Origin of the sequence: Jejubacter calystegiae, assembly GCF_005671395.1 — a bacterium.
GTDB lineage: Bacteria > Pseudomonadota > Gammaproteobacteria > Enterobacterales > Enterobacteriaceae > Jejubacter > Jejubacter calystegiae.
The window spans coordinates 3,302,488-3,324,735 of sequence record NZ_CP040428.1; the positions used below are offsets into that span (position 1 = coordinate 3,302,488).

Below are 22,248 nucleotides of genomic sequence, written 5' to 3' on the forward strand. Positions count from 1 at the left end.
ATAGGGAACGATTCTATGATGAATAAATTCTTAGCGGCTCTGCTTTGCGTCAGTAGTAGCGCCTGGTGTGCCGTAACGGTAAAAACGAATATTGATGTCGAGGCAAAGGTCGAAACCAGCGTCAGAGTTTATGTTGGTAACAAGGATGTGACTAATGGCAGCATTATGCTACAACTTTCCGAGGTCGGCGGTTATATGGAAGGCACTACGCCAGCTTTTATTTTTATTGGTAATGCCAGTTCGGTTAAGTTATCTCTTGAGCCGCCGGCGAATAAATCGCTGCTCTCAGAGAATGGCGACCTTATGAAGCTGAATACCCTCTGGCAGCGCACCGATGGGGGAACGGCTGTTACCAATTTTGATCTCAATAATCAAAAAGTTTATCCCGACATCGGTCAGGTCGATGATTTGAATTATGGACCAAAGATTTCCTTTAAATCAGAAAAAACGGTCGAAAGCTATCCGCTCGGAACATATAAAGGAACTTATATATTAAAAGTTTCGCCTGCTACCTGATCGTTTTTTATGACAGGTTTCGCGGTGGTAAATTCGTTAGAGGGATATTATATGCAGAAAGTTATATCGGTTATTATCTATGAGCCTTGCGAGATTATTCGTTTTAGCCTTGATGCATATTTAAAGATATATTTTAAATCAGTCTCTGTGATCTGCTGTCCCAAAACAGAAGCAGAGCTCTATGCGGCAATTCTGTGCGTGGATTTTGATGTTGTTATTGCCGATTTGTGCAATCCGGCACGGCTATTTATGCCGAATATCAGTTTCATTGAAACCTATTATCAGCATCATCGGGATAAACCGTTAATTGTCTGGGGAGGATTACCGATATGGCTACGCTGTTATCCCCACGAGCTCATGAATTTGTCGTTTTTTGTCGCGAAAGATAGTTCATTAGATCAATTGAACCGACTATTTAGCCGGGCTTTCCATCGGGAATCGCCTCGCTCTTGCGGATTTTCAGCTATTCCTTCAAATCGGCTGTTGACTCAGAAAGAGCTGATGGTGATTAGCCGACTGGCTCAGGGGATATCGGTTAAGGAGGTTTCTTCGGTCTTCTCCATCAGTGAAAAGTCGGTGAGCGTGCATAAAATTAATGCAATGCGAAAGCTGGGCATTAAGTCGCTGGGCTCTCTTATTATCAATGGCCTGGGTGGCATGAAATTGAGTTAGCATCAGCACCACATATACGAAAAAGCCCGGGGGTTAACCCGGGCTCTCTCTTTAAATATGGCGGTGAGGGAGGGATTGACTCGCGGCGCTCGCCCTTCGGGCAGTCTCCTCGCAGGCTCGTCGCCTGTCCAACGGGCTTTTGCCCGTTGTCGAACCCTGTCGAGGGTTCTCACCCTCCCAGGTTATGCGACATAAACGAAAAAGCCCGGGGGGTTAACCCGGGCTCTCTCTTTAAATATGGCGGTGAGGGAGGGATTCGAACCCTCGATACGTTGCCGTATACACACTTTCCAGGCGTGCTCCTTCAGCCTCTCGGACACCTCACCAAATTGTCGTTCCCACTCTCGTCGGAACGGGCGCTAATGTAGGGGAAAGGCTAAGTGACGTCAACGTAAATTTCTGACGCAGTGGTGCGTTCAGCTAAACTTCGTCCAGTTTGTTGATTAAAAGCGCAAATATCGTTTCCCATCGCCGCAGGGTGAATAAAAAAACACCGCCAGCAGCGACAAAGTCAGCTGTGCTAGAGTACCGTCACACCTCAATAGCAACCCTGGAACCGGGAGACTGTATGGATATCCTGTTTTACCATCCGACTTTCGACACGCAATATTGGATCGAACGCTTGCAACAGGCGCTGCCCGATGCGCGCATTCGGGCATGGGCGCCGGGTGATAACCGGCCCGCCGACTACGCGCTGGTGTGGCAGCCACCAGTGGAGATGCTGAGCGGGCGCCCGGGCCTGAAGGCGGTCTTTGTGCTGGGAGCCGGCGTCGATGCTATCCTGAGCGAGTTGGAAGCGCATCCGGAAATGCTGCCCGTCAACGTGCCGCTGTTCCGACTGGAAGACACCGGTATGGGGCGTCAGATGCAGGAGTATGCCGTCAGCCAGGTGCTGCACTGGTTCCGGCGCTTCGATGATTATCAAACCCAGAAGCAGCAGGGACTCTGGCAGCCGCTCCCGGCGTATTCCCATGAAGAATTTACCATCGGCATTCTGGGCGCCGGAGTGCTGGGGGGGCAGGTGGCCGCAAGCCTGACGGCGTGGGGATTCCCGGTACGCTGCTGGAGCCGCAGCCGTAAACAGTATCCCGACGTGGTCAGTTTTGCCGGAAATGATGAGCTTCCGGTATTCCTGAAAGGCACCCGGGTACTGATAAACCTGCTGCCTAATACTCCCCAGACAGTCGGTATCATCAATCATGCACTCCTGGCGCAGCTCCCGCAGGGGGCCTATGTCCTGAACCTGGCCCGCGGCGCCCATCTCGAGGAAGACTCTCTGCTGGCGGCGCTGGACAGCGGTCAGCTAAAAGGGGCGATGCTGGATGTCTTCTCCCGGGAGCCGCTGCCTGGCGAAAGTCCGCTCTGGGCCCATCCACGGGTTGCCATTACGCCTCACGTGGCGGCCGTTACGCTGCCCACCCAGGCGATAGCCTGGATCGCCGACACGATCTCGAAGCTGGAAAAAGGTGAAAATCCCGGCGGTCAGGTGGATCGTCTGCGCGGCTATTAAGGGTGCAATCCGGCACCTGGCCCCGGGCGCCGGACTAAAAACGGGAGCCAATAGCTGTTATCCTGAATAAAACGGCAAAATGGAGAGAGACATGTATCCCGTAGACCTGCATATGCATACCGTCGCCAGCACCCACGCCTATAGCACCCTGCACGATTATATCGCCACAGCACAATCCCGCGGCATTAAGCTCTTCGCCATTACCGATCACGGTCCAGACATGGCGGATGCCCCGCACTACTGGCACTTTGTGAACATGCGTATCTGGCCGCGAGTGGTGGATGGTGTCGGGATCCTGCGCGGCATTGAAGCCAACATCAAAAACACCGATGGCGAGATCGACTGTACCGGGCCGATGCTGGATGCCCTGGACCTGATCGTCGCCGGTTTCCATGAGCCGGTGTTCCCGCCCCGTGATGAAGAGAGCCACACCCGGGCCATGATTGCCGCCATGGCCGCTGGCGAGGTGCATATTATCAGCCATCCGGGCAACCCGAAGTTTCCGATCGATATTCCCGCCATTGCGCAAGCAGCGGCGAAATATCAGGTGGCGCTGGAACTGAATAACTCCTCTTTTACTCACTCCCGTAAGGGCAGCGCCCCGAACTGTCGGGCTATTGCCGAAGCGGTTCGCGATGCCGGTGGCTGGCTGGCGCTGGGATCGGACTCGCATACTGCATTTACGCTGGGCGATTTCACGGAATGTCGTAAAATACTGGATGAAGTCAATTTCCCGGAGGAGCGAATCCTGAACGTTTCGCCCCGTCGTCTGCTCGATTTCCTCGAATCCCGTGGACGGGCGCCAATTCCGGAACTGGCCGAACTCTGAAACGACAACGGAAGCCTTTATGAACGATTTTTCAATGCTCTGCCGCGTGCTGGGCTCGCTTTTCTACCGCCAGCCCCAGGATCCGCTGCTGGAGCCCCTCTACCAGCTCATCAGCGAAGGCAAACTGGTGCAGCACTGGCCGCTCCAGCAGGATGACCTGCTGGAGCGGTTGCAGAAAAACTGCGATGCCGGGCTGCTGGCGCAGGACTACAACGCGCTGTTCGTCGGCGAAGCCTGCCAGGTGTCGCCGCTGCGTTCCGCCTGGGTCGAAGGGGGCAGCGAGCAGGAGGTGCGCGACTTCCTGGACGGTCAGGGCATGCCGCTGGGAGAAGGGCCAGCCGAACACTTCGGCGCGCTGCTGCTGGCGGGTTCCTGGTTTGAGGATAACGCCGAGCCGGAGAGCCGGGCGCTGGAAACGCTGTTTGCCGTCTGGCTGCTGCCCTGGAGCGATAGCTTCCTCGGTAAGGTCGAAGCCTGTGCCACCACGCCGTTCTGGCGGACCCTGGCGCAACTGACCCGCGAAGCGCTGCAGGCGATGCGAGAAGAACTCCAGGAAGAGGGTAACAGGCCTGAAGACGAGTAAGAATTTGCCCGTTTCTTTTTAGGTTAACCCCAGCTAACTTCGCTATTAAGAGTGCATTCGGGGCCTGGGGTTTGTTATTATCGCCCGGCGTATCGCGTCGGGCGAAGTGTCTGAAATGCATACCGTATAATGCTGTTTAACCTTTAATCATCGCCGATAACTGACCGTGAATGCGGGCAGCTTACCCCGTCGTGCGATGTATCCGGGTTTGGGAATAATGCGATGGCTGTCCGGCACGGAGCTCTGCTATATCTTCTATGCTGTGTCTGGTAATGAGTTCCCTTCCTGAAACTTTGGTAGAGAAATGAAGTTAGCTTTTACTGTTGTGGACTGGCAGGCCAGTGCGCCGGGGCTCGCTGAGCCGCAGGCGTGGCTGGCGTGGGCGGCGGGCGATGGCGCTATCGACGCCACCGCTATGCTGGCAAAGAGTCGCTATTTGCCGATGATGACGGCGCGGCGTCTTGCTTCCGGCAGCCGTCAGGCCGTTGAGTGCGGCCTGGCGCTGATGGCGCGCCAGTCGGTGGATGCCGTGGTCTTCGCCAGCCGCCACGGCGAGCTGGAACGCAACTACCGCATCCTGAGCGCGCTGGCGCAGCAGCAACCACTGTCGCCCACCGACTTCGCCATGTCGGTCCACAACGCCGCGGTTGGTAGCCTGACCATTGCCGCAAAGGCGCCGCTGGTCTCTTCTTCGGTCTGCGCAGGCGCCGATACCTTCCAGCAGGCGCTGCTGGAAGTGGCGACGCTGCACCATGCCGGTTACCGCCAGGTACTGCTGGTGGATTTTGACGGCGCTATCCCGGAATTTTATCAAAGCAGCGTGAGCGAGCCTTATTTCCCCTGGGCCGTCGGGCTGGTACTGGCGTCCGGCGGCGGGTTGAGCTGCCAGAGCGAACCCCGTGGCCAGATACCGCCGGGGAGCTTACCTCAGGGACTGGCATTCCTGCGCGCCTGGCTGGGGGGAGAACGCGCCTTTTGCCTGGCCGGTGAACGCCTGGCATGGCGCTGGAACGTGACGTCGTGATGCAGCGCCTGAACTGGTGCTGGCGCGTGGCGATGACCGGCTGGCTGTTTGTCCTGTTCGGCCTGGGGGGCTTCCTGATGGCGCTGTTCGGCTTCAATTTGCTGAACCTGACAGTGCGCGACAGGCTCCGGCGTCGTAACCTGGCGCGTCGGGCAGTGTCTGCCAGCTTCCGTTTTTTTCTGCGTCATGGCCGCTGGTTGGGCGTCTTCGACTACCATTTTGAGAATAGCGCGCTGTTGCGTGAAGAGCGCGGAACGCTGATTGTCGCCAACCATCCTACGCTTCTGGACTATGTTTTTATCGCCTCACAAATGCCGCAGGTGGGCTGCCTGGTGAAGGCAAGCCTGACGGGCAATATTTTTATGCGTGGCGTGATCCGCGCCGCGGATTATCTGATTAACAGCCAGGGTGAAACGCTGCTGGCGGAAAGTCGCCAGCGGCTGGCGGCGGGGGAGTCTATCCTGATTTTTCCCGAAGGCACCCGCACCCGGCCAGGTCAGCCCTTCAGAGCCCAGCGTGGTGCCGCCAATATTGCCGTACGCAGCGGCTGCCCGCTGCGGCTGGTGCATATTGACTGCAATACCCGCTGGCTGGATAAACAGAGCCGCTGGTATCAGGTCCCGGCGCGTAAACCCAAAGTCGTTGTCTCGGTGCGTTCGCGCATCGACAGTCGAATTTATCTGGCGGGGGACGAAGCCAGCAGCCGCGCGGCGCGGCGTCTCACCCGCTATCTGGAACAGGCATTGCCTGTGACCCGTTAATACCGGAACACGTATGGAATCCTTATTTGCTGAAATTAAACAACTCATCATCGATACCCTCAATCTGGAAGAGACAGGCGTGGAGGATATTGAAACCCAGGCGCCACTGTTTGGAGACGGCCTGGGGCTGGATTCTATTGATGCGCTGGAACTGGGGCTGGCAGTGAAAAATCGCTATGGCGTGGTGCTGTCCGCCGAGAATGATCAAATGCGCCAGCACTTTTATTCAGTAGCGACCCTGGCCGAATTTATCGCTGCGCAAAATTCAGCGCGCGGCGTTTGATGGAGTGAATGATGACAACAAGAGATGAAATCTGGCAGCAGGTATGTGAACTGCTCGACGAATTATTTGAGGTTCCCGCAGAAAAGGTGAAGCCTGAGACGCGCCTGTATGAGGATCTGGATCTCGACAGTATTGATGCGGTGGATATGGTGGTACATCTTCAAAAACGCACTGGCAAGAAAATTTCTCCCGATGATTTTAAAACCGTGCGCACCGTGGAAGATGTGGTGAACGCGGTGGAAAAACTGGTGCGCGAAGGCTAATGCCGTCGCTGCGAGCCGTTTCGCGCATCGCAGGTGCTGCGGCGCTGGTAAGCTGGCCGTTTTGCGTCTGGCTGGCGCTAACGCACCCCGAATGGCGGGCGCTGATGCTGGCGCTGGCGCTGCTGTTTGCCCTGCGTCTGGCCGTGATGCCCGCCGGTGCGCTGCGCCTGCCGGGAATCATTCTGCTACTGGCGGGCGCGCTGCTGGCGCTGGCCGGATACTGGCTGCCCCAGGCGCGCCTGATGCTCTGGTATCCGGTGCTGGTTAACCTGGTGATGTTACTGCTGTTTGGCGGTTCGCTGTTTGCCGGACCGCCGCTGGTAGAACGTATTGCCCGCTGGCAGGAAGGCGGCGAACTGCCCCTTGCAGCCCGGCGCTATACCCGTAAGGTCACCCGGGTCTGGAGCCTGTTCTTTCTTTTCAATGGCGCTCTGGCGTTGGCGACGGTGCTGTCCGGCAGCCTGCGGGCCTGGACCCTGTGGAACGGCGTCCTGAGTTATCTGGCGATGGGCACGCTGTTTGCGGTGGAGTGGTGCGTGCGACAGCGGGTGAAACGCCATGCCCGCTAGCCTGCCACTGGCCGACTGGCTGGATTCGCGCCACGACGCTGCCCGCACGGTGGCGCTGGATGGCGACAGGCGCTATACCCTGGGTGAACTGCGGGTGGCCACGGCCCGACTCTGCGGCTGGCTGCATCATCAGCCTCAGCGCCGCTGGGCCATTTGCTGCGATAGCAGCTATAGTTTTTTGGTGGCGCTACTGGCCCTGCTGCATGCCGGTAAGACGCCGGTACTGCCCGGTCACAGCCGCGAAGCGCAACTGCGCGAACAGCGCCAGCATTTTGACGGTCTGCTGACCGACCAGGCTCTGACGCTTGATGACTTCCCGGCTATCGATCCCATGCTGGTGCCTGACGCCCCCGAAACGCCGCTACCGGCGATTCCCCCTCAGGCGCAACTGGTGCTGTTTACCTCCGGCTCCACGGGAGAGCCGCAGCGGGTGGTGAAAACCGTGGCGGCGCTGGATACGGAAGCTGGCTGGCTGGTCCAGCGCTGGGGGCGCCGGCTGGCGGGATGTCGGGTACTGGCTTCGGTCAGTCATCAGCACCTGTATGGCTTAACCTTTCGGATTGTGCTGCCGATGGCGCTGGGGCTGCCCCTGGCCGCCCGGCGGGTGGAGTTTCCTGAACAGCTGCCGTTGCAGGCGCAGGGCAGGGCGTGGGCCTTTATCAGCAGTCCGGCCCTGTTGGGGCGTATGGATCCCGGGCTTATCCCCGCGGGCTGCCGCTTTGTGCTCTCCGCCGCCGGGCCGCTCAGCGATACTGTTGCCTGCCAGGCGCGGCGCGACTTTGGCGTGGCGGTGGCCGAAATCTACGGCAGTACCGAAACCGGCGTGGTGGCATGGCGTGAACGCCGGCGGCAGCATGAATCGTGGCACGCCTTCCCGGGCGTGACTTTTGATGTCGATAATAATGGCTTATGGGTGAATTCGCCGCTGATTGACGGCGGCGCCTGTCAGTTAAGCGATCGACTGGCATTTCGTGGCTCGCAGACTTTCGATCTACTGGGACGAGAAGATCGCACCGTCAAGATTGAAGAGCAGCGGGTATCCCTGGATGAGATCGAACGTCGACTAAGGGCGCTTCCGGAGATCGCTGACGCGGCGGTACTGGTGGTGACCCGCGGCGGTCGCAGCGTGACGGCGGCGGTAGTGGTACTGCGCGATGAAAAAGCGTGGTCGCTGGGTCGCCGTCAGGCGTGGCGCCGCGAGCTGATGCGCTGGCTGGCGCCTTCCGCGGTACCGCGCTACTGGCGGCAGGTGCCCCAAATTCCGTTGACCAGCCAGAGCAAACGAGCATGGAACCTGATACAGGAGTTGTTTTATGAACCCCATTGAACTCCAGCGCAGCGCGCCGGATGCCGATCGACTGGTGCTGCGCCTGTGGATCCCGAAGACGCTGTTCTGGTTCCAGGGGCACTTTCCCCAGTGGCAGGTGTTGCCCGGCGTGGCGCAGATCCACTGGGCGATGACCTATAGCGAATCGCTGACGGGCGACCTGCGCTATCACAGCGTGGATCGGGTCAAATTCCAGACGCCGGTAATGCCGGACAGCGAACTGCGGCTGGAGCTGCATCACGAGGCGGCGCGCCAGTTGCTCCATTTTTGTTACTACCTGGTGGATGGCGAATCCGAACGGGTGGCCAGCAGCGGAAAGATTAAGCTATGTCGCTGAACCAGGACGATTTCCGCCCCTGCATCATTATTCCCTGCTATAACCACGGCGCGACCCTGGCGGCGGTGCTTGAGCGTCTTGAACCCCTGGCGCTGCCCTGTATCCTGGTGGATGACGGTAGCGATGCGGCGACCCAGGTGCCGTTACGGGAAGCGGCGGCGCGCCATTCATGGGTGACCTTGCTGCGTCTGCCGGTGAACCGGGGTAAAGGTGCAGCGGTAATGCACGGCCTGCGGGCTGCGGCGCGGGTGGGATACAGTCATGCGCTCCAGGTGGATGCCGACGGTCAGCACCGGCTGGAAGATGCGCCGCGCCTGCTGGCGGCGGCACGTCGTGAGCCGGGCGCCCTGATCTCCGGACGACCAGTCTACGACGACTCCATTCCCCGCGCCCGACGCTGGGGCCGCTATATCACGCACGTCTGGGTGTGGATCGAAACCCTGTCGCTCTCCCTTCGCGACAGCATGTGCGGCTTCCGGGTCTATCCGCTGGCGCCGACCGTCGCTTTGCTGGACCGGGTTCGCTTCGGAGAGCGCATGGATTTCGACACCGAAATTATGGTGCGTCTGTACCGGGACGGCACCCCGAGTCGCTTTATCGATACGCCCGTTGTTTATCCGGCGGACGGGATATCGCACTTCGATGCCCTGAACGACAACCTGCGGATCTCCTGGATGCATACCCGGCTGGTCTGCGGCATGCTGATGGGGCTGCCCCGGCGTCTGCTGCCGCGCGGTACTGAAAAACACTGGGCGCGCACCGAAGAGCGGCGGGGGCTGGCCGGTATGCGCTTTATGCTGTGGGTATGGCAGCGCTTCGGGCGTCGGGCCTTTGGGTGGCTGCTGCGCCCGGTGGTGGGTGTTTACTGGCTGACCGGCGGCAACCAGCGTCGGGCTTCCCGTCTGTGGCTGAGCCGGGTGGAAACCCGGGCAGTTCAACTGGGCGTGACGCTGCCTGCGGGGCTAAACAGCTATCGCCACTTTCTGCGTTTCGGCGACGCCATGCTCAATAAAATTGCCGCATGGCGCGGTGAGATCCGTATCGGGCACGAAATTGACTTTGCCCCCGGGGCCGAAGCTTACCTGAACCATGATCCGGGACGCGGCAAGCTGATTCTGGCCTCGCATCTGGGCGATATCGAGGCCAGCCGGGCGCTGGCGCAGCACCATGCCGGCTTGACCATTAATGCGCTGGTCTTTACCGAACACGCCCGGCGCTTTCGCCAGGTGATGGAGGAGATTGCCCCCCAGGCCGGCGTGAATCTGATGCCGGTGACCGATATCGGTCCCGAAACCGCCATGCTGCTTCAGCAGAAGCTGGAAGCGGGCGAATGGGTGGCTATCGTCGGCGATCGCACGGCGGTGGGGCCCCAGCGTGGCGGCGGTCAGCGGGTCACCTGGAGCCCGTTTATGGGGCACCTGGCCCCCTTTCCTCAGGGCCCCTTTATACTGGCGGCGGCCCTGAAGAGTCCGGTGGTGATGATGACGGTATTGCGCGAGCAGGGGCGTCTGGTTATCCATGCCGGGCCGCTTTCTGACGGACAGGCGCTGCCGCGCAAAGGGCGCCAGCAGGCGCTACAGGCGCTGACCGACCGCTATGCGCAGTGGCTGGAGCAGATGGCGTTACGCTCGCCGCTGGACTGGTTTAACTTTTATGATTTCTGGCGGTTGCCGCCGGAGCAGGAGGCTGAATGCTGACGGATCCCCGTTTTCGCAGTGAAGTGCAGATCAAAGTCCCGTTTCACGATGTGGATCCCATGGGGGTGGTCTGGCACGGTAACTATTTTCGTTACTTCGAAGTCGCGCGCGAGGCGCTGCTGAATCAGGTGAATTACGGCTACCGCGAAATGAAGGCCTCCGGCTGGGTTTGGCCGGTGGTGGATACCCGGGTGAAGTACCGCAGCCCGCTCACTTTCGAACAGCAGGTAGCCGTACGCGCCCGGATCGAAGAGTATGAAAACCGGCTACGCATCGGCTATGAGATTATCGACATCGCCAGCGGGAAGCTGACCACCAGCGGCTATACCATTCAGGTGGCGGTCGATGCCGCCAGCGGCGAGATGAGCTTTGTCAGCCCGCCGGTGCTGCTGGCACGAATGGGGGTAACGGCATGAAGAAGGTGATGATGATGCTGGCGCTGCTGCTGTGCTCCGCGGCGGCTCAGGCGATAACCCTGGACGAGCTGCATCAGCGCTTTGCGCAACAGCCGGTGGTGCGGGCCAAATTTGAACAACAGCGCCAGATTAAAGATATGGGCCAGCCGCTGTGGTCAAGCGGCGAACTGTTGATTGCCCGCGACAAAGGGCTATGGTGGCATCAGCAGCGACCATTCCCGATGACCCTGGTGCTGGATGACAGCCACATGGTGCAGGCTATGGGCAACCAGGTGCCTCAGGTGATTACCGCCGCCAGTAATCCCCAGATGTTCCAGTTCAACCATCTGCTGCGTGCGCTGTTTGAAGCCGATCGAAAAACTCTGGAAGAGAACTTCACCAGCCGACTGAGCGACAAGGGCAACGGCGCCTGGCGTCTGGTGCTGATCCCAAAAGCCGCACCGCTGAATCAAATCTTCAACAGCATCACCCTGGACGGCGATCGCTTCCTGCAGAAAATCATTCTCGACGATAAGCAGGGCGATACCACCGGCATCACCTTTAGCGACCATCAGACCGAGCCGCGGACCCTGACCGATGCCGAACAGCAGCGCTTTGACTTCTGACCGACAGCGGCGGGCAGGCTGGCTGTGGCTGGCTGTCGTGCTGCTGATGCTGGCGGTACTGGGGCTGAAGCTACCGGGCGCCCGACTTAACAGCAGCGTACTGGCGCTGTTGCCGGGCGTGGGCGGCAAGGAGGTTCCCGCGCCCTTGCGCCACGGCTTTATGCAGCGCCTGGACGGCCAGCTTATGTGGCTGGTGGCCGCGCCAGAAGAAGAGAATGACGCCGCGGCGCGCTGGTGGTTGACGAGGCTTGCGCAGGAGCCCTGGCTTAAGTCAATACAGGGGCCGATGAGCGATGCGCAGCAAAAGGAATGGGGACGCTTCGCATGGCAGCATCGCGCCGCCCTGATAGACCCGACAACCCGGGCCCGGCTGGGGCAGGGGGGAGAAGCGCAGGCCAGTTGGATTCTGGCCCAGCTCTATTCGGCCTTTTCCGGCGTCAGCGGGGCCGAACTGCGCGGCGACCCGCTGATGCTGGTGCGCGGCGCCCAACTGGCGCAGCAGCAGGGGGCCGGGGCGTTACGCCTGCACAACGGCTGGCTGACGGCCGTCGACGGTCAGGGGCAGCGCTGGTATCTGATTCACGGCGAGTTAAAAGGCGATGCCTTCAGTATGCGCCAGGGGAATGCCGCCGTTGACCGGCTGACGATGCTTTCGCAGCAGTTACATCAGCGCTGGCCCCAGGCGCAATTGCTGTCGCGCGGCGCCCTGTTTTATAGCGACCATGCCAGCCGTCAGGCCCATCACGAAATGTCCACTCTGGGGGTGGGAACGCTGTGCGGCGTGCTGCTGCTGGTCTTTGCGGTGTTCCGCTCGCCCAGACCGTTGCTGTTGTGTCTGCTGTCGGTGGCTATCGGCGCGCTGGCGGGGGTAACGGTAACGCTGTTGTGGTATGGCGAACTGCACCTGATGACCCTGGTGATGAGCATGGGCATCATCGGCGTTTCCGCCGATTACACCCTTTATTACCTGACCGAACGGATGGTGCATGGCGCGAAAGATTCGGCGCTGGCAAGCCTGGTGAAGGTGCGCGCCACGCTACTGCTGGCGTTGGGCACCACTTTGCTCGCCTGGGGCGTCATGATGATGGCGCCGTTTCCCGGCATTCGCCAGATGGCGCTGTTTGCCGCCACCGGACTGAGCGCGTCATGCCTGACGGTGATTTGCTGGTATCCGCAACTGGCAAAAGGTCTGCCGGTTCGACCTGTGCCGCTGCGTGGACTGATGGTCTGGTGGCTGGCGGCCTGGCGACGTCCCGGGCTACGGCTGGGGCTACCGCTGCTGGTGGCGCTGTTCAGCGCCGTGGGGCTGTGGCAGTTGCGGGTGGATGATGATATTTCGCGTCTGCAGGCCATGCCGCCGGATCTGGTGGCCCAGGATCGCGCCATCGGTCAGTTAACCGGCCAGAGCCTGGACCAGCGCTGGTTTATGGTGTGGGGCGACAGCCCGCAACAGGCGCTGGAACGTCTTGAAGCGTTGACCCCGCGCCTGGAGCAGGCCCGGGACAAGGGCTGGCTGACGGGGTGGCGCCAGTTGCCGCTGTCGTCGCTGGCGCGGCAGAAGGCCGATATGGCGCTGCTCGGTCGCGCAGCCCCTGGGGTGGAACAGCGGCTGGCGGCGGCCGGACTGAATATTAAGGTGGCGGTTCCCGAAGAGCGGCCGCTGACGCCGGAACAGTGGCTGAACAGCGTTAACAGCAGCGGCTGGCGTCTGTTATGGCTTTCGCTGGCGGATGGTCGCAGTGGCATTCTGGTGCCGGTGGACGGCGTTACCCAAAGTGCGGCGTTGGGCAGGCTGGCGCAGGAAAGTCACGGCGTGGCCTGGGTGGATCGCAAAGCGGAATTCGACGGGCTATTTGGTTTCTGGCGCGGGCTGCTGAGCGGGCTGCTGGCGCTGGCGCTGCTGGTGATTGCCGTCAGCTACGTGGCGCGGCTGGGGCTGCGGCGCGGCCTGCAAAGCGTGGCGCCTTCGTTACTGGCGTTGCTCGGCGGGCTGGCGACTCTGGGGCTCTGCGGCCAGCCGCTCAATCTGTTCGCCCTGCTGGCGCTGACGCTGGTGCTGGGGATCGGCATTAACTATACGCTGTTTTTCAGCAACCCCAGAGGGACGCCGCTAACTTCGCTGCTGGCGGTGAGCGTGGCCCTGGCCACTACCTTGCTGACTTTAGGAATGCTGGTCTTTAGCCAGACCGGCGCCATCAGCGGTTTTGGCACCGTACTGGCCAGCGGTATATTTATCGCATGGCTGACCGCGCCGCTGGCGCTGTCAGACCGCAAGGAGAACCATGAATGAAGGGCGTATTACGCGGTGCGCTGCTGGCGCTGAGCCTGGCGCTGAGCGCCTGTAGCAATCATGATGATAGTCAGGGGCGGCCTGAAGCCTGGTTAAAACCCGGCGTTGAGGTAACCTTACCGGCGCCGACGCAGATCGTGCCATTCAGCGCCCAGCAGTTGTTGACGGCGCAAGTGGACGGCCAGACTCACTCGCTGGTGGTGGTGCTGGAAGCCGACGGGCAGCGGCTTCGTTTGGCCGGACTGTCGCCGCTCGGCGTGCGGCTGTTCAGCCTGAACTACGATGAGCGGGGGGTGAAAACGGAACAGGCGATAGCGCTGCCGAAACTGCCTCCCGCCAGCCAGGTACTGGCCGATATTATGCTGTGCTACTGGCCGACGGCGCACTGGCAGCCGCAGCTCCCCACAGGCTGGAGCCTGACCGATAAGGCGAATCGCCGCGAGCTACGTGACGCAGACGGTGTGCTGGTGGAAACCATCCACTATCAGCTCCAGGGGGAGCGGCGGGTGCCAACGGCTATCGATAACCACGGCTTTGGCTACCGCCTGACCATTGAACAACTGGAGGGCAAATCATGACGGCGATCCGCGCGGTGGCGATGCTTAACGCTCTGGGCAACGATCTCTCCACCATCGCCGCAAATCTGACGGCGGGTGAGGCGCCCGGCATGGAAGAGCAGGCCAGCGGCTGGCTACAGGCGGGAAACTGCGCCGTCGCGCGAGTGAAGGGCGCTTTGCCGTCGTTGCCCCGGCTGCTTACGCGTCATGACAGCCGCAATAACCGTCTGCTGCTGGCGGCACTGAATCAGCTATCTCCGCAGCTTGAGGACGTTATTCAATGCCATGGCCGCGATCGGGTGGCGGTGGTGATGGGCACCAGCACCTCCGGACTGGATGAAGGCGATGCCAGAGTCAGCGCAGAGCGGGTTGCTGCCTGGCGTTACGACCAGCAGGAACTGGGCGATCCGTCTCGTTTTATCAGCCAGGCGCTGCAGCTGGATGGCCCGTCCCTGACGATTTCGACTGCCTGTTCATCCAGCGCCCGGGCGATAATTACCGGCAAGCGTCTGATCGACGCAGGAATTGTTGACGCTGCACTGGTTGGCGGCGCCGATACCCTGAGCCGGATGCCGATCAACGGCTTTCACAGTCTGGAATCCCTGAGCCTTGAGCGCTGTGCGCCCTTCAGTAAAGATCGCTGCGGCATTACCATCGGCGAAGGGGCGGCGCTGTTGCTGCTGACCCGCGATGGGGGGCCGGTAGCGCTGAAAGGGGGAGGAGAATCTTCTGATGCCTGGCATATGTCGGCGCCGCATCCCGAAGGGGAAGGTGCCGGTCGGGCGATCCGGATGGCGCTGATTGATGCCGGTTTAGCCCCGAACGATATCGGTTATATCAATATGCACGGTACGGCGACCCGGCTTAATGATGACATTGAGGCCAGGGTCGTGAACCAGCTGTTTGGCGATAGCGTGCCTGCCAGTTCAGTCAAACATTTGATCGGCCATACTCTGGGGGCCGCCGGGGCCATGGAGGCCGCGCTGTGCTGGCTGATTCTGACCCGGAAGCTGGCACTGCCGCCTCAGGATTTCAGCCGCCATCCCCGGGATGAGACGCTGCCTCCCTGCGGGCTACTGACGGCGCCTGCGTCGCTTGCCCGCCCCTGGATTCTGTCCAATGCCTTCGCCTTTGGCGGCAATAACACCAGTCTGATTCTCGGGAGGAACGATGAACCATTTTAAGACGCCGGAAAGCTATCTGCCGCACGAGGCACCGATGTGTCTGCTGGAACAGGTGGTGGCCGTTTCTGAACAGGGTGCCCACTGCCGGGTAACGGTGACGCCCGATGGCGTGCTGGCGCCGTTTCTGACGCCAGATGGGGCACTGCCTGGCTGGTTCGCCATTGAGCTGATGGCCCAGACGGTGGGAGTGTGGAACGGCTGGTACGATCCGGACAATCAGCGCATCGGCATGCTGCTTGGGGGCCGTGAACTGTGCTGCGAGCCGGGGCGCTTTTCCGCTGGCATGGTGCTGGACTGTCACGTGCAGATGCTGATGCGTGACGATAAAGTCGGCAGTTTTGAAGGCCGCATTTGCTGCCAGGGTATACAACTGGCCAGCGGCAGGATCAACACCTGGCAGCCGGACGACGAACAACTACAACAGCTTATAGGTGAGAAGGGATGAAACGTACGGTTCTGGTTACCGGTGCCAGTAAAGGGATCGGCAGCGCCATCGCCCGACAGTTGGGGGCCGATGGTTTTACGGTGGTGGTGCACTATCACCGGGACGAACAGGGGGCGAGTCACATCCTGGCCGCCATTGAGCAGGCGGGCGGTAACGGCCGTCTGATAAGCTTTGACGTGGCCCGGCGCGACGATACCCGCCGCGCGCTGGAGCAGGATATTGCGCAGCACGGCGCCTACTGGGGCATTGTCAGCAACGTGGGCATTACCCGGGATGGCGCCTTCCCGGCGCTCGGTGACGATGACTGGGATCAGGTGATTCACACCAACCTCGACAGCTTCTATAACGTGATTCATCCCTGCGTGATGCCGATGATCGGCCTGCGCGACGGTGGCCGGATTATCACGCTGTCATCGGTATCCGGCATGATGGGTAACCGCGGCCAGGTAAACTATAGCGCCGCTAAGGCGGGGATCATTGGCGCTACTAAAGCGCTGGCGGTGGAGCTGGCGAAGCGAAAAATTACCGTCAACTGCATTGCGCCGGGGCTTATAGATACCGGCATGATCGAGATGGAAGAGGCGGCCATGAGTCAGGCGATGCAAAGCATTCCGCTGCGCCGTATGGGGCGGGCCGAAGAGGTGGCGGGGCTTGCCAGCTATCTGATGTCCGATATCGCGGGTTACGTGACTCGCCAGACCATCGCCATCAATGGAGGCATGCTATGACCCGGCGGGTAGTGGTCACCGGCATGGCGGGGATCACCGCCTTCGGCGACAGCTGGCAGACGATAGCCCCGGCCCTGAAGCGCGGGCGCAATGCGGTACGGATGATGCCCGAATGGCGCGAATATCAGGGGCTGAATACTCTGCTGGCGGCGCCGGTGGAAAACTTTACCCTGCCCGGGCACTACACCCGCAAGCGTATTCGCGCCATGGGGCGGGTATCGCGGCTGGCGACCCGGGCCAGTGAACTGGCGCTGGAGCAGGCCGGGCTGCTGGAAGATCCTCTGCTGACCAGTGGTGAAGTCGGCATCGCCTATGGCTCTTCGACTGGTAGCACCGGGCCGGTGAGCGAATTCGCCACCATGCTGACCGAAAAGCATACCGGCAACATTACCGGCACGACCTACGTTCAGATGATGCCCCACACCACGGCGGTCAACGCCGGTCTGTTCTTCGGCCTGCGCGGGCGGGTGATCCCCAGCTCCAGCGCCTGCACTTCGGGCAGCCAGGCTATTGGCTACGCCTGGGAGGCGATTCGCCACGGCTATCAGACGGTGATGGTGGCCGGTGGCGCAGAAGAGCTGTGTCCTTCAGAGGCGGCGGTCTTCGATACCCTGTTCGCCACCAGTCAGCGCAATGACCAGCCCGGGGCCACCCCGGCACCATTCGACCGCCAGCGCGATGGCCTGGTGATTGGCGAAGGAGCGGGCACCCTGGTGCTGGAAGAGCTGGAGCACGCCAGGGCGCGTGGCGCTACCATCTATGCCGAACTGGCAGGATTCCATACCAATTGTGATGCTTCGCATATTACCCAGCCGCGCAGCAGTACCATGCAGGTCTGTATGGAGCAGAGTCTGGCCAGCGCCGGGTTGCCAGCTGCGGCTATCGGCTATATCAGCGCCCACGGTACTGCTACCGAGCGCGGCGATATCGCGGAAAGCCAGGCCACGGCGGCACTGTTTGGTCGGGGAGCGCCAATCTCATCGATGAAAAGTTATCTGGGTCATACTTTGGGGGCCTGCGGCGCGCTGGAGGCCTGGCTGGCGATTGAAATGGTGCGCGAAGGCTGGTTTGCGCCTACCATCAATCTGCAGGAGCCGGACGAAGCCTGCGGCGATCTCGACTACATCATGGGAGCGGGGCGTGCTATCGATACGGAATTTATTCAGTCCAACAACTTCGCTTTCGGCGGTATTAATACCTCGCTCGTTTTCCGCCGCTGGGCGTAACCGGTTCTTTTCCCTGTGTCGCCGTCTCTGCGGCACAGGCTCTTCAGATAATACCCCACATTTTCATCAGGTTATTTAGTCGTCGGTCAGGCACCTGATATGAAAAACCGCTTGCAATGCGTGTCAGCACATCGATAATCGCAGCTATAAATGATAAGCATTATTATTTGATTTCTTGTTCAGGGATATTTCGTTATGCGTCTTGATACTTCGCAGGCTCCGGGCCTGCGCCCCCGCTTGCTGGCGGTGCTGATGAGTGCCGCCCTCTGCCCGGCCATGGCTGCTGAAACCGCACCGGCAAAAACCGACGACACCATTACCGTGACCGCCACGCCGGAAAGCGACTTTACCCCGGGTGGCGACCAGCTGGTACCGGCGTATCTGGATGGTCAGGTGGCCAACGGCGGGCGTCTGGGGATCCTCGGCGAGCAGGATGCGCGTAACGTTCCCTTTAACGTCATTAGCTACACCTCGAAGATGCTGCGCGATAAGCAGGCCCAGACCCTGAGCGATGTGATGGCTAACGATGCCAGCGTTCAGAACGTGGCGGGCTACGGTAACTTCGGCGAATCCTTCCGCATTCGCGGTTTTGATCTCAACAGCGACGATATCGCCTACGGTGGTCTGTACGGCGTACTGCCGCGCCAGGTGATCAGTATGGAGCTGGCGGAGCGGGTCGAGGTTATCAAAGGTTCTACCGCCTTTCTTAACGGCGTGCCGCCGGGCGGCAGCGGGGTGGGGGGCTCCATTAACCTGGAGCCGAAACATGCTGACAGCGAGCCGCTGAACCGGCTGAGCGTGGATTACAGTAGCGACTCCCGGGTGGGCGGCGCAATCGATGCCGGGCGTCGCTTCGGCGATAACGATCAGTACGGCGTGCGGGTTAATGTACTGCACCGGGAAGGGGAGACCGCGGTCGACGACGAAAAATCGCGTATGACCCTGGCCACCGTCGGTCTGGACTATAAAGGCGATCGCTTTCGCAGCTCGCTGGATGCCGGCTGGGAAAAGTCGACCATGCACAATGGTCGCATCGGTGTTGGTATCGGCCAGGCGACCGAAGCGCCCAACGTACCGGATAACCGCACCAACTACAGCCAGCCGTGGGTTTATAGCGATATGGCCTCGCGTTTCGCCATGTGGCGCGGTGAATACGATCTGACGCCGGACTGGACGGTCTATAGCGCCTTTGGCGGCAGCCATACCGACGAACGCGGCGCCTACAGTTCCCCTAAGCTGGTGGATAACGCGGGCAATGCCACCATGTCGCGCCTGAGCACCCGCTATAAGGCGGATACTTTCTCAGGCATGATGGGGGTGCGCGGCAAATTTGAAACCGGCTTTGTAAAGCATAATGTCAACCTGGGCTATTCCGGGGTTTACCGCAAGGCCCGCTCAGCCTGGACCATGTCCGGCGCTTATGACACTAATATTTATGACCCGGTCTCTATCCCGAACCCGGAAACGCTGTATACCGGCGGCGATATGAATCACCCGGCAGTCACCGCCCGCACCCGCAGTACCGGGTTATCTGTCTCCGATACCCTGTCGGTGCTCGACGATCGGCTGCTGCTGACCCTGGGGGCGCGCCGTCAGGATGTGATGGTGCGTAACTATTCGGCGACCGGGGTGGAAGAGAGCGGTGCCGCCTTCGATGCCATGAAGGTGACTCCGGTTTACGGGCTGGTGGTGAAGCCCTGGGAAGCGGTCTCCTTCTATGCCAACCATATCGAGTCGCTACAGCCGGGATCGACGGCGCCGACGACCGCCATCAATTCCGGGCAGGTGTCGGGTATCGTGACCTCAAAGCAGAACGAGGTGGGGGTGAAGCTGGACTATGGCCGTATCGGCGGCAGCCTGGCGCTGTTTGAAATTAAGCAGCCGGTGGGGATGGTCGACAACGACGACTATTACAGCCTGTACGGCGAACAGCGTAACCGCGGGGTGGAGCTGAATGTCTTCGGCGAGCCGGTCTACGGCCTGCGGGTGATGGGCAGCGCGGTGTTTATCGACCCCGAACTGACCAAAACTAAAGATGGCGCTAACAACGGCAACGACGCGGTCGGCACGCCGCGCTGGCAGTGGCGTCTGGGCGGCGAGTGGGACATTCCAGGCGTGGAAAACCTGATCGCTACCGGCACCCTGTATCGCACCGGCGGCCAGTATGCTAATGCCGATAACAGCGTGAAACTTAATGGCTGGACCCGACTCGACCTTGGTATGCGCTACAGTATGAAGGTGAACGAGCAGCGGGTCGTCTGGCGTGCCGGAATGGAAAACGTGACCAACGAAAAATACTGGGCATCGGTGGATAATTCCGGTACCTATATTGTTCAGGGCGAGCCACGAACGGTGAAAGTGTCGATGTCCGTCGACTTCTGATCCCCACACCCCGGCCTGGCCGGGGTTTTTCGTTGTTGGGCATCGCCGAATAAAAGGAGGTCGCAATGCAGCACCGAATTGAAATTATCCAGGGAGATATCACACAGGTTAACGCAGAGGCCATTGTTAATGCGGCTAATTCATCGCTGATGGGCGGTGGCGGCGTGGATGGCGCCATTCACCGAGCAGCCGGACCGGAATTGTTATCCGAGTGTCGCGAGGTGCGTCAGCGTCATGGCGAATGCCCCACCGGGCAGGCGGTGATTACCGGCGCCGGGAAACTGCCAGCCAGCGCCGTGGTCCATGCCGTGGGGCCCGTCTGGCATGGCGGTGAAGCGGGAGAGGCGGAACTGCTGGCCAGCGCTTATCGCAACAGCCTGCAACTGGTGAGTGATAACAGCCTGCGCAGCGTGGCCTTCCCCAATATCAGCACCGGCGTATACGGTTATCCGAAGACCCTGGCGGCAGAGGTGGCATGGCGTGCCGTGAGCGATTTTCTCAGAACACATCCGCTACCGGAGCAGGTATACTTCGTCTGCTATGACGAAGAAAACACCCGACTTTACCAACGTCTGCTGGCAGAAACCGCCAGCGAGTGACGATCACGCCACCCGTCTTGGACGCGCAGTCGCGCCCGAGGCGGCCCGCCATGAAGGGCTGAGCGGTATCCATCCGCTGGATAACAGCCTGGACGCCTTTGCCGCGCGCTACACCCTGGCTGGGGTGGCGGAGCGGACCCTGGATGTCCAGTACTATATCTGGGAGGACGATATGTCCGGGCGCCTGCTGTTCGGGGCGCTGCTGGCGGCGGCGAGCCGCGGCGTGCGGGTGCGTATCCTGCTGGATGACAATAATACCCCAGGGATGGACGGCATTCTGATGCTGCTGGATGCCCACCCGAATATTGACGTCCGGCTGTTTAATCCCTTCTCGTTTCGCAGGCTGCGCTTTTTGGGCTATCTCACCGATTTTGCCCGCCTGAACCGGCGGATGCATAACAAGAGTTTTACGGTGGATGGCGAAGTGAGCATCGTCGGCGGACGCAATATAGGCGACGCCTATTTTGGCGCTGGCGACCAGCCGCTGTTTACCGATCTCGACGTGATGGCCACCGGGCCGGTGGTGGCTGATGTGTGCGACGATTTCCAGCGCTACTGGGAATCGGCCGCGGTAGCGCCGCTTTCCCGGGTGCTGGAGGTGAACGAAGGCGAAATTTCACGCCGCGTGCAACTGCCTCCGGACTGGCTGGAAAACCCGATGGCGCAGCGCTATCTGGAACGGCTGCGCACCAGCCGTTTTGTGGCGCAGCTGGAGTCCGGCGAGTTGAATATGCTGTGGGCGAAGACCCGGCTGCTCAGCGACGATCCGCGTAAAGGCGAAGGGAAAGTACGGCTGCGCGGCCTGCTGGGCGTACGCCTGATGCGGGTGGTGGGAGAACCGCGCGAGCAGTTCGATATTATCTCTCCCTATTTTGTGCCCACCCGCTCCGGGGTGGCGCATCTGCTGACCCTGGTTCGCAAGGGGGTCAGAATCGCTATTCTGACCAATTCGCTGGCGGCCAACGATGTGGCCATGGTGCATGCGGGCTATGCACGCTGGCGCAAAAAGCTGCTGCGCCACGGCGTGGCGCTGTATGAGCTAAAGCCTCAGCAGCATTCCGGGCGCGCCACGCCCCACGACCGGGGGCTGACCGGGAACTCGGGATCCAGCCTGCACGCCAAAACCTTTAGCGTGGATGGCGAAAAGGTGTTTATCGGCTCCTTTAACTTTGATCCGCGCTCGGCGCTGCTCAATACCGAAATGGGATTTGTCATTGAGTGCGAAACCCTGGCGAAACTGGGCCATGAGCGTTTTATCCGCAGCCGCCGCCACAGCGCCTGGGAGCTACGTCTGGACAGGCGCGGGCGTATCAACTGGGTGGAGCAGGAGGGCGAGCGGGAAGTGGTCTGGCGTAAAGAGCCGCAGACCAGCTTCTGGAAGCGTTTGGTGGTGCGGATCACCGCCCGGCTGCCGGTGGAATGGCTGCTGTAATCAAAAACGCCCG

24 protein-coding genes, 1 tRNA gene and 1 other RNA gene are annotated in these 22,248 nt (G+C 60.6%); 24 read left to right on the plus strand and 2 right to left on the minus strand.

All coding sequences use genetic code 11. The annotated features are described in order from the left end of the window. Positions 1 to 15 precede the first annotated feature (15 nt). Together FEM41_RS15240 and FEM41_RS15245 are read left to right on the plus strand one after the other, a co-directional pair. A complete protein-coding gene (locus FEM41_RS15240; protein ID WP_138096948.1) occupies positions 16 to 516 on the plus strand; it encodes a hypothetical protein in 501 nt (166 codons plus the stop codon). Positions 517 to 567: 51 nt separating this feature from the next. Further along, positions 568 to 1,188: a LuxR C-terminal-related transcriptional regulator gene (locus tag FEM41_RS15245; protein WP_168198804.1), complete on the plus strand. Its 621-nt coding sequence runs from the start codon at positions 568 to 570 to the stop codon at positions 1,186 to 1,188. A gap of 58 nt (positions 1,189 to 1,246) precedes the next feature. On the opposite strand, the gene FEM41_RS15250 is transcribed toward FEM41_RS15245, so the two are convergent. Beyond that, positions 1,247 to 1,381, minus strand: a non-coding RNA gene (locus FEM41_RS15250) — RtT sRNA. A gap of 45 nt (positions 1,382 to 1,426) precedes the next feature. Then, a tRNA-Ser gene (locus tag FEM41_RS15255) sits at positions 1,427 to 1,514 on the minus strand. 242 nt (positions 1,515 to 1,756) lie between these two features. Between FEM41_RS15255 and ghrA the strand changes: the two genes are divergently transcribed. The 22 genes from ghrA (at position 1,757) to FEM41_RS15365 (ending at position 22,235) form a co-directional block, all read left to right on the plus strand. Further along, positions 1,757 to 2,698, plus strand: a complete 942-nt coding sequence (gene ghrA / locus FEM41_RS15260; RefSeq protein WP_138096952.1) for a glyoxylate/hydroxypyruvate reductase GhrA — start codon at positions 1,757 to 1,759, stop codon at positions 2,696 to 2,698. Between the two features lie 91 nt (positions 2,699 to 2,789). Then, complete coding sequence (locus tag FEM41_RS15265) at positions 2,790 to 3,527, plus strand: phosphatase (protein ID WP_138096954.1); 738 nt, start codon at positions 2,790 to 2,792, stop codon at positions 3,525 to 3,527. Positions 3,528 to 3,546: 19 nt separating this feature from the next. Further along, complete coding sequence (locus tag FEM41_RS15270; RefSeq protein ID WP_138096956.1) at positions 3,547 to 4,110, plus strand: TorD/DmsD family molecular chaperone; 564 nt, start codon at positions 3,547 to 3,549, stop codon at positions 4,108 to 4,110. 304 nt (positions 4,111 to 4,414) lie between these two features. After that, the gene (locus FEM41_RS15275) at positions 4,415 to 5,134 is read left to right on the plus strand and encodes a beta-ketoacyl synthase chain length factor (protein WP_138096958.1); all 720 of its coding nucleotides are present in this window, start codon (positions 4,415 to 4,417) and stop codon (positions 5,132 to 5,134) included. Continuing rightward, positions 5,110 to 5,895, plus strand: a complete 786-nt coding sequence (locus tag FEM41_RS15280; protein WP_138096960.1) for a lysophospholipid acyltransferase family protein — start codon at positions 5,110 to 5,112, stop codon at positions 5,893 to 5,895. Before FEM41_RS15275 ends, FEM41_RS15280 begins: the two co-directional genes overlap by 25 nt. A gap of 13 nt (positions 5,896 to 5,908) precedes the next feature. Continuing rightward, the gene (locus tag FEM41_RS15285) at positions 5,909 to 6,178 is read left to right on the plus strand and encodes a phosphopantetheine-binding protein (RefSeq protein ID WP_138096962.1); all 270 of its coding nucleotides are present in this window, start codon (positions 5,909 to 5,911) and stop codon (positions 6,176 to 6,178) included. Positions 6,179 to 6,189: 11 nt separating this feature from the next. Further along, on the plus strand, positions 6,190 to 6,441 hold the full coding sequence (locus tag FEM41_RS15290) for an acyl carrier protein (protein ID WP_138099221.1): 252 nt from the start codon (positions 6,190 to 6,192) through the stop codon (positions 6,439 to 6,441). Next, entirely contained in the window at positions 6,441 to 7,010 is a 570-nt protein-coding gene (locus tag FEM41_RS15295) for a COG4648 family protein (RefSeq protein ID WP_138096964.1), read from the plus strand. The genes FEM41_RS15290 and FEM41_RS15295 overlap by 1 nt, the downstream gene beginning before the upstream one ends. After that, complete coding sequence (locus FEM41_RS15300; RefSeq protein ID WP_138096967.1) at positions 7,000 to 8,337, plus strand: AMP-binding protein; 1,338 nt, start codon at positions 7,000 to 7,002, stop codon at positions 8,335 to 8,337. The genes FEM41_RS15295 and FEM41_RS15300 overlap by 11 nt, the downstream gene beginning before the upstream one ends. After that, positions 8,324 to 8,674 (plus strand): ApeI family dehydratase, encoded by a 351-nt coding sequence (locus FEM41_RS15305; RefSeq protein WP_138096969.1) that lies wholly within the window; start codon positions 8,324 to 8,326, stop codon positions 8,672 to 8,674. Before FEM41_RS15300 ends, FEM41_RS15305 begins: the two co-directional genes overlap by 14 nt. After that, positions 8,665 to 10,371 carry a glycosyltransferase family 2 protein gene (locus FEM41_RS15310; RefSeq protein ID WP_138096971.1) on the plus strand — a complete coding sequence of 569 codons (1,707 nt, stop codon included), beginning with the start codon at positions 8,665 to 8,667 and terminating at the stop codon, positions 10,369 to 10,371. The genes FEM41_RS15305 and FEM41_RS15310 overlap by 10 nt, the downstream gene beginning before the upstream one ends. Further along, complete coding sequence (locus FEM41_RS15315) at positions 10,365 to 10,787, plus strand: acyl-CoA thioesterase (RefSeq protein ID WP_138096973.1); 423 nt, start codon at positions 10,365 to 10,367, stop codon at positions 10,785 to 10,787. The genes FEM41_RS15310 and FEM41_RS15315 overlap by 7 nt, the downstream gene beginning before the upstream one ends. Next, entirely contained in the window at positions 10,784 to 11,392 is a 609-nt protein-coding gene (locus FEM41_RS15320) for an outer membrane lipoprotein carrier protein LolA (protein WP_138096975.1), read from the plus strand. The genes FEM41_RS15315 and FEM41_RS15320 overlap by 4 nt, the downstream gene beginning before the upstream one ends. Then, positions 11,364 to 13,682: an MMPL family transporter gene (locus tag FEM41_RS15325; protein WP_138096977.1), complete on the plus strand. Its 2,319-nt coding sequence runs from the start codon at positions 11,364 to 11,366 to the stop codon at positions 13,680 to 13,682. Before FEM41_RS15320 ends, FEM41_RS15325 begins: the two co-directional genes overlap by 29 nt. Beyond that, positions 13,679 to 14,260, plus strand: a complete 582-nt coding sequence (locus tag FEM41_RS15330) for a DUF3261 domain-containing protein (RefSeq protein ID WP_138096979.1) — start codon at positions 13,679 to 13,681, stop codon at positions 14,258 to 14,260. The genes FEM41_RS15325 and FEM41_RS15330 overlap by 4 nt, the downstream gene beginning before the upstream one ends. Beyond that, positions 14,257 to 15,423 (plus strand): beta-ketoacyl-[acyl-carrier-protein] synthase family protein, encoded by a 1,167-nt coding sequence (locus tag FEM41_RS15335; protein ID WP_138096981.1) that lies wholly within the window; start codon positions 14,257 to 14,259, stop codon positions 15,421 to 15,423. Before FEM41_RS15330 ends, FEM41_RS15335 begins: the two co-directional genes overlap by 4 nt. Continuing rightward, positions 15,410 to 15,868, plus strand: coding sequence for a hotdog family protein (locus tag FEM41_RS15340; protein ID WP_138096983.1), 459 nt, complete (start codon positions 15,410 to 15,412; stop codon positions 15,866 to 15,868). Before FEM41_RS15335 ends, FEM41_RS15340 begins: the two co-directional genes overlap by 14 nt. Beyond that, positions 15,865 to 16,596 carry a 3-ketoacyl-ACP reductase FabG2 gene (locus FEM41_RS15345; protein WP_138096985.1) on the plus strand — a complete coding sequence of 244 codons (732 nt, stop codon included), beginning with the start codon at positions 15,865 to 15,867 and terminating at the stop codon, positions 16,594 to 16,596. Before FEM41_RS15340 ends, FEM41_RS15345 begins: the two co-directional genes overlap by 4 nt. After that, entirely contained in the window at positions 16,593 to 17,822 is a 1,230-nt protein-coding gene (locus FEM41_RS15350; RefSeq protein WP_138096987.1) for a beta-ketoacyl-ACP synthase, read from the plus strand. Before FEM41_RS15345 ends, FEM41_RS15350 begins: the two co-directional genes overlap by 4 nt. Positions 17,823 to 18,017: 195 nt before the next feature. After that, complete coding sequence (locus FEM41_RS15355; protein WP_138096989.1) at positions 18,018 to 20,204, plus strand: TonB-dependent receptor; 2,187 nt, start codon at positions 18,018 to 18,020, stop codon at positions 20,202 to 20,204. Positions 20,205 to 20,269: 65 nt separating this feature from the next. Then, positions 20,270 to 20,803 carry an O-acetyl-ADP-ribose deacetylase gene (ymdB, locus tag FEM41_RS15360; protein ID WP_138096991.1) on the plus strand — a complete coding sequence of 178 codons (534 nt, stop codon included), beginning with the start codon at positions 20,270 to 20,272 and terminating at the stop codon, positions 20,801 to 20,803. Then, entirely contained in the window at positions 20,745 to 22,235 is a 1,491-nt protein-coding gene (locus tag FEM41_RS15365; protein ID WP_138096993.1) for a phospholipase D family protein, read from the plus strand. The genes ymdB and FEM41_RS15365 overlap by 59 nt, the downstream gene beginning before the upstream one ends. Positions 22,236 to 22,248 lie beyond the last annotated feature (13 nt).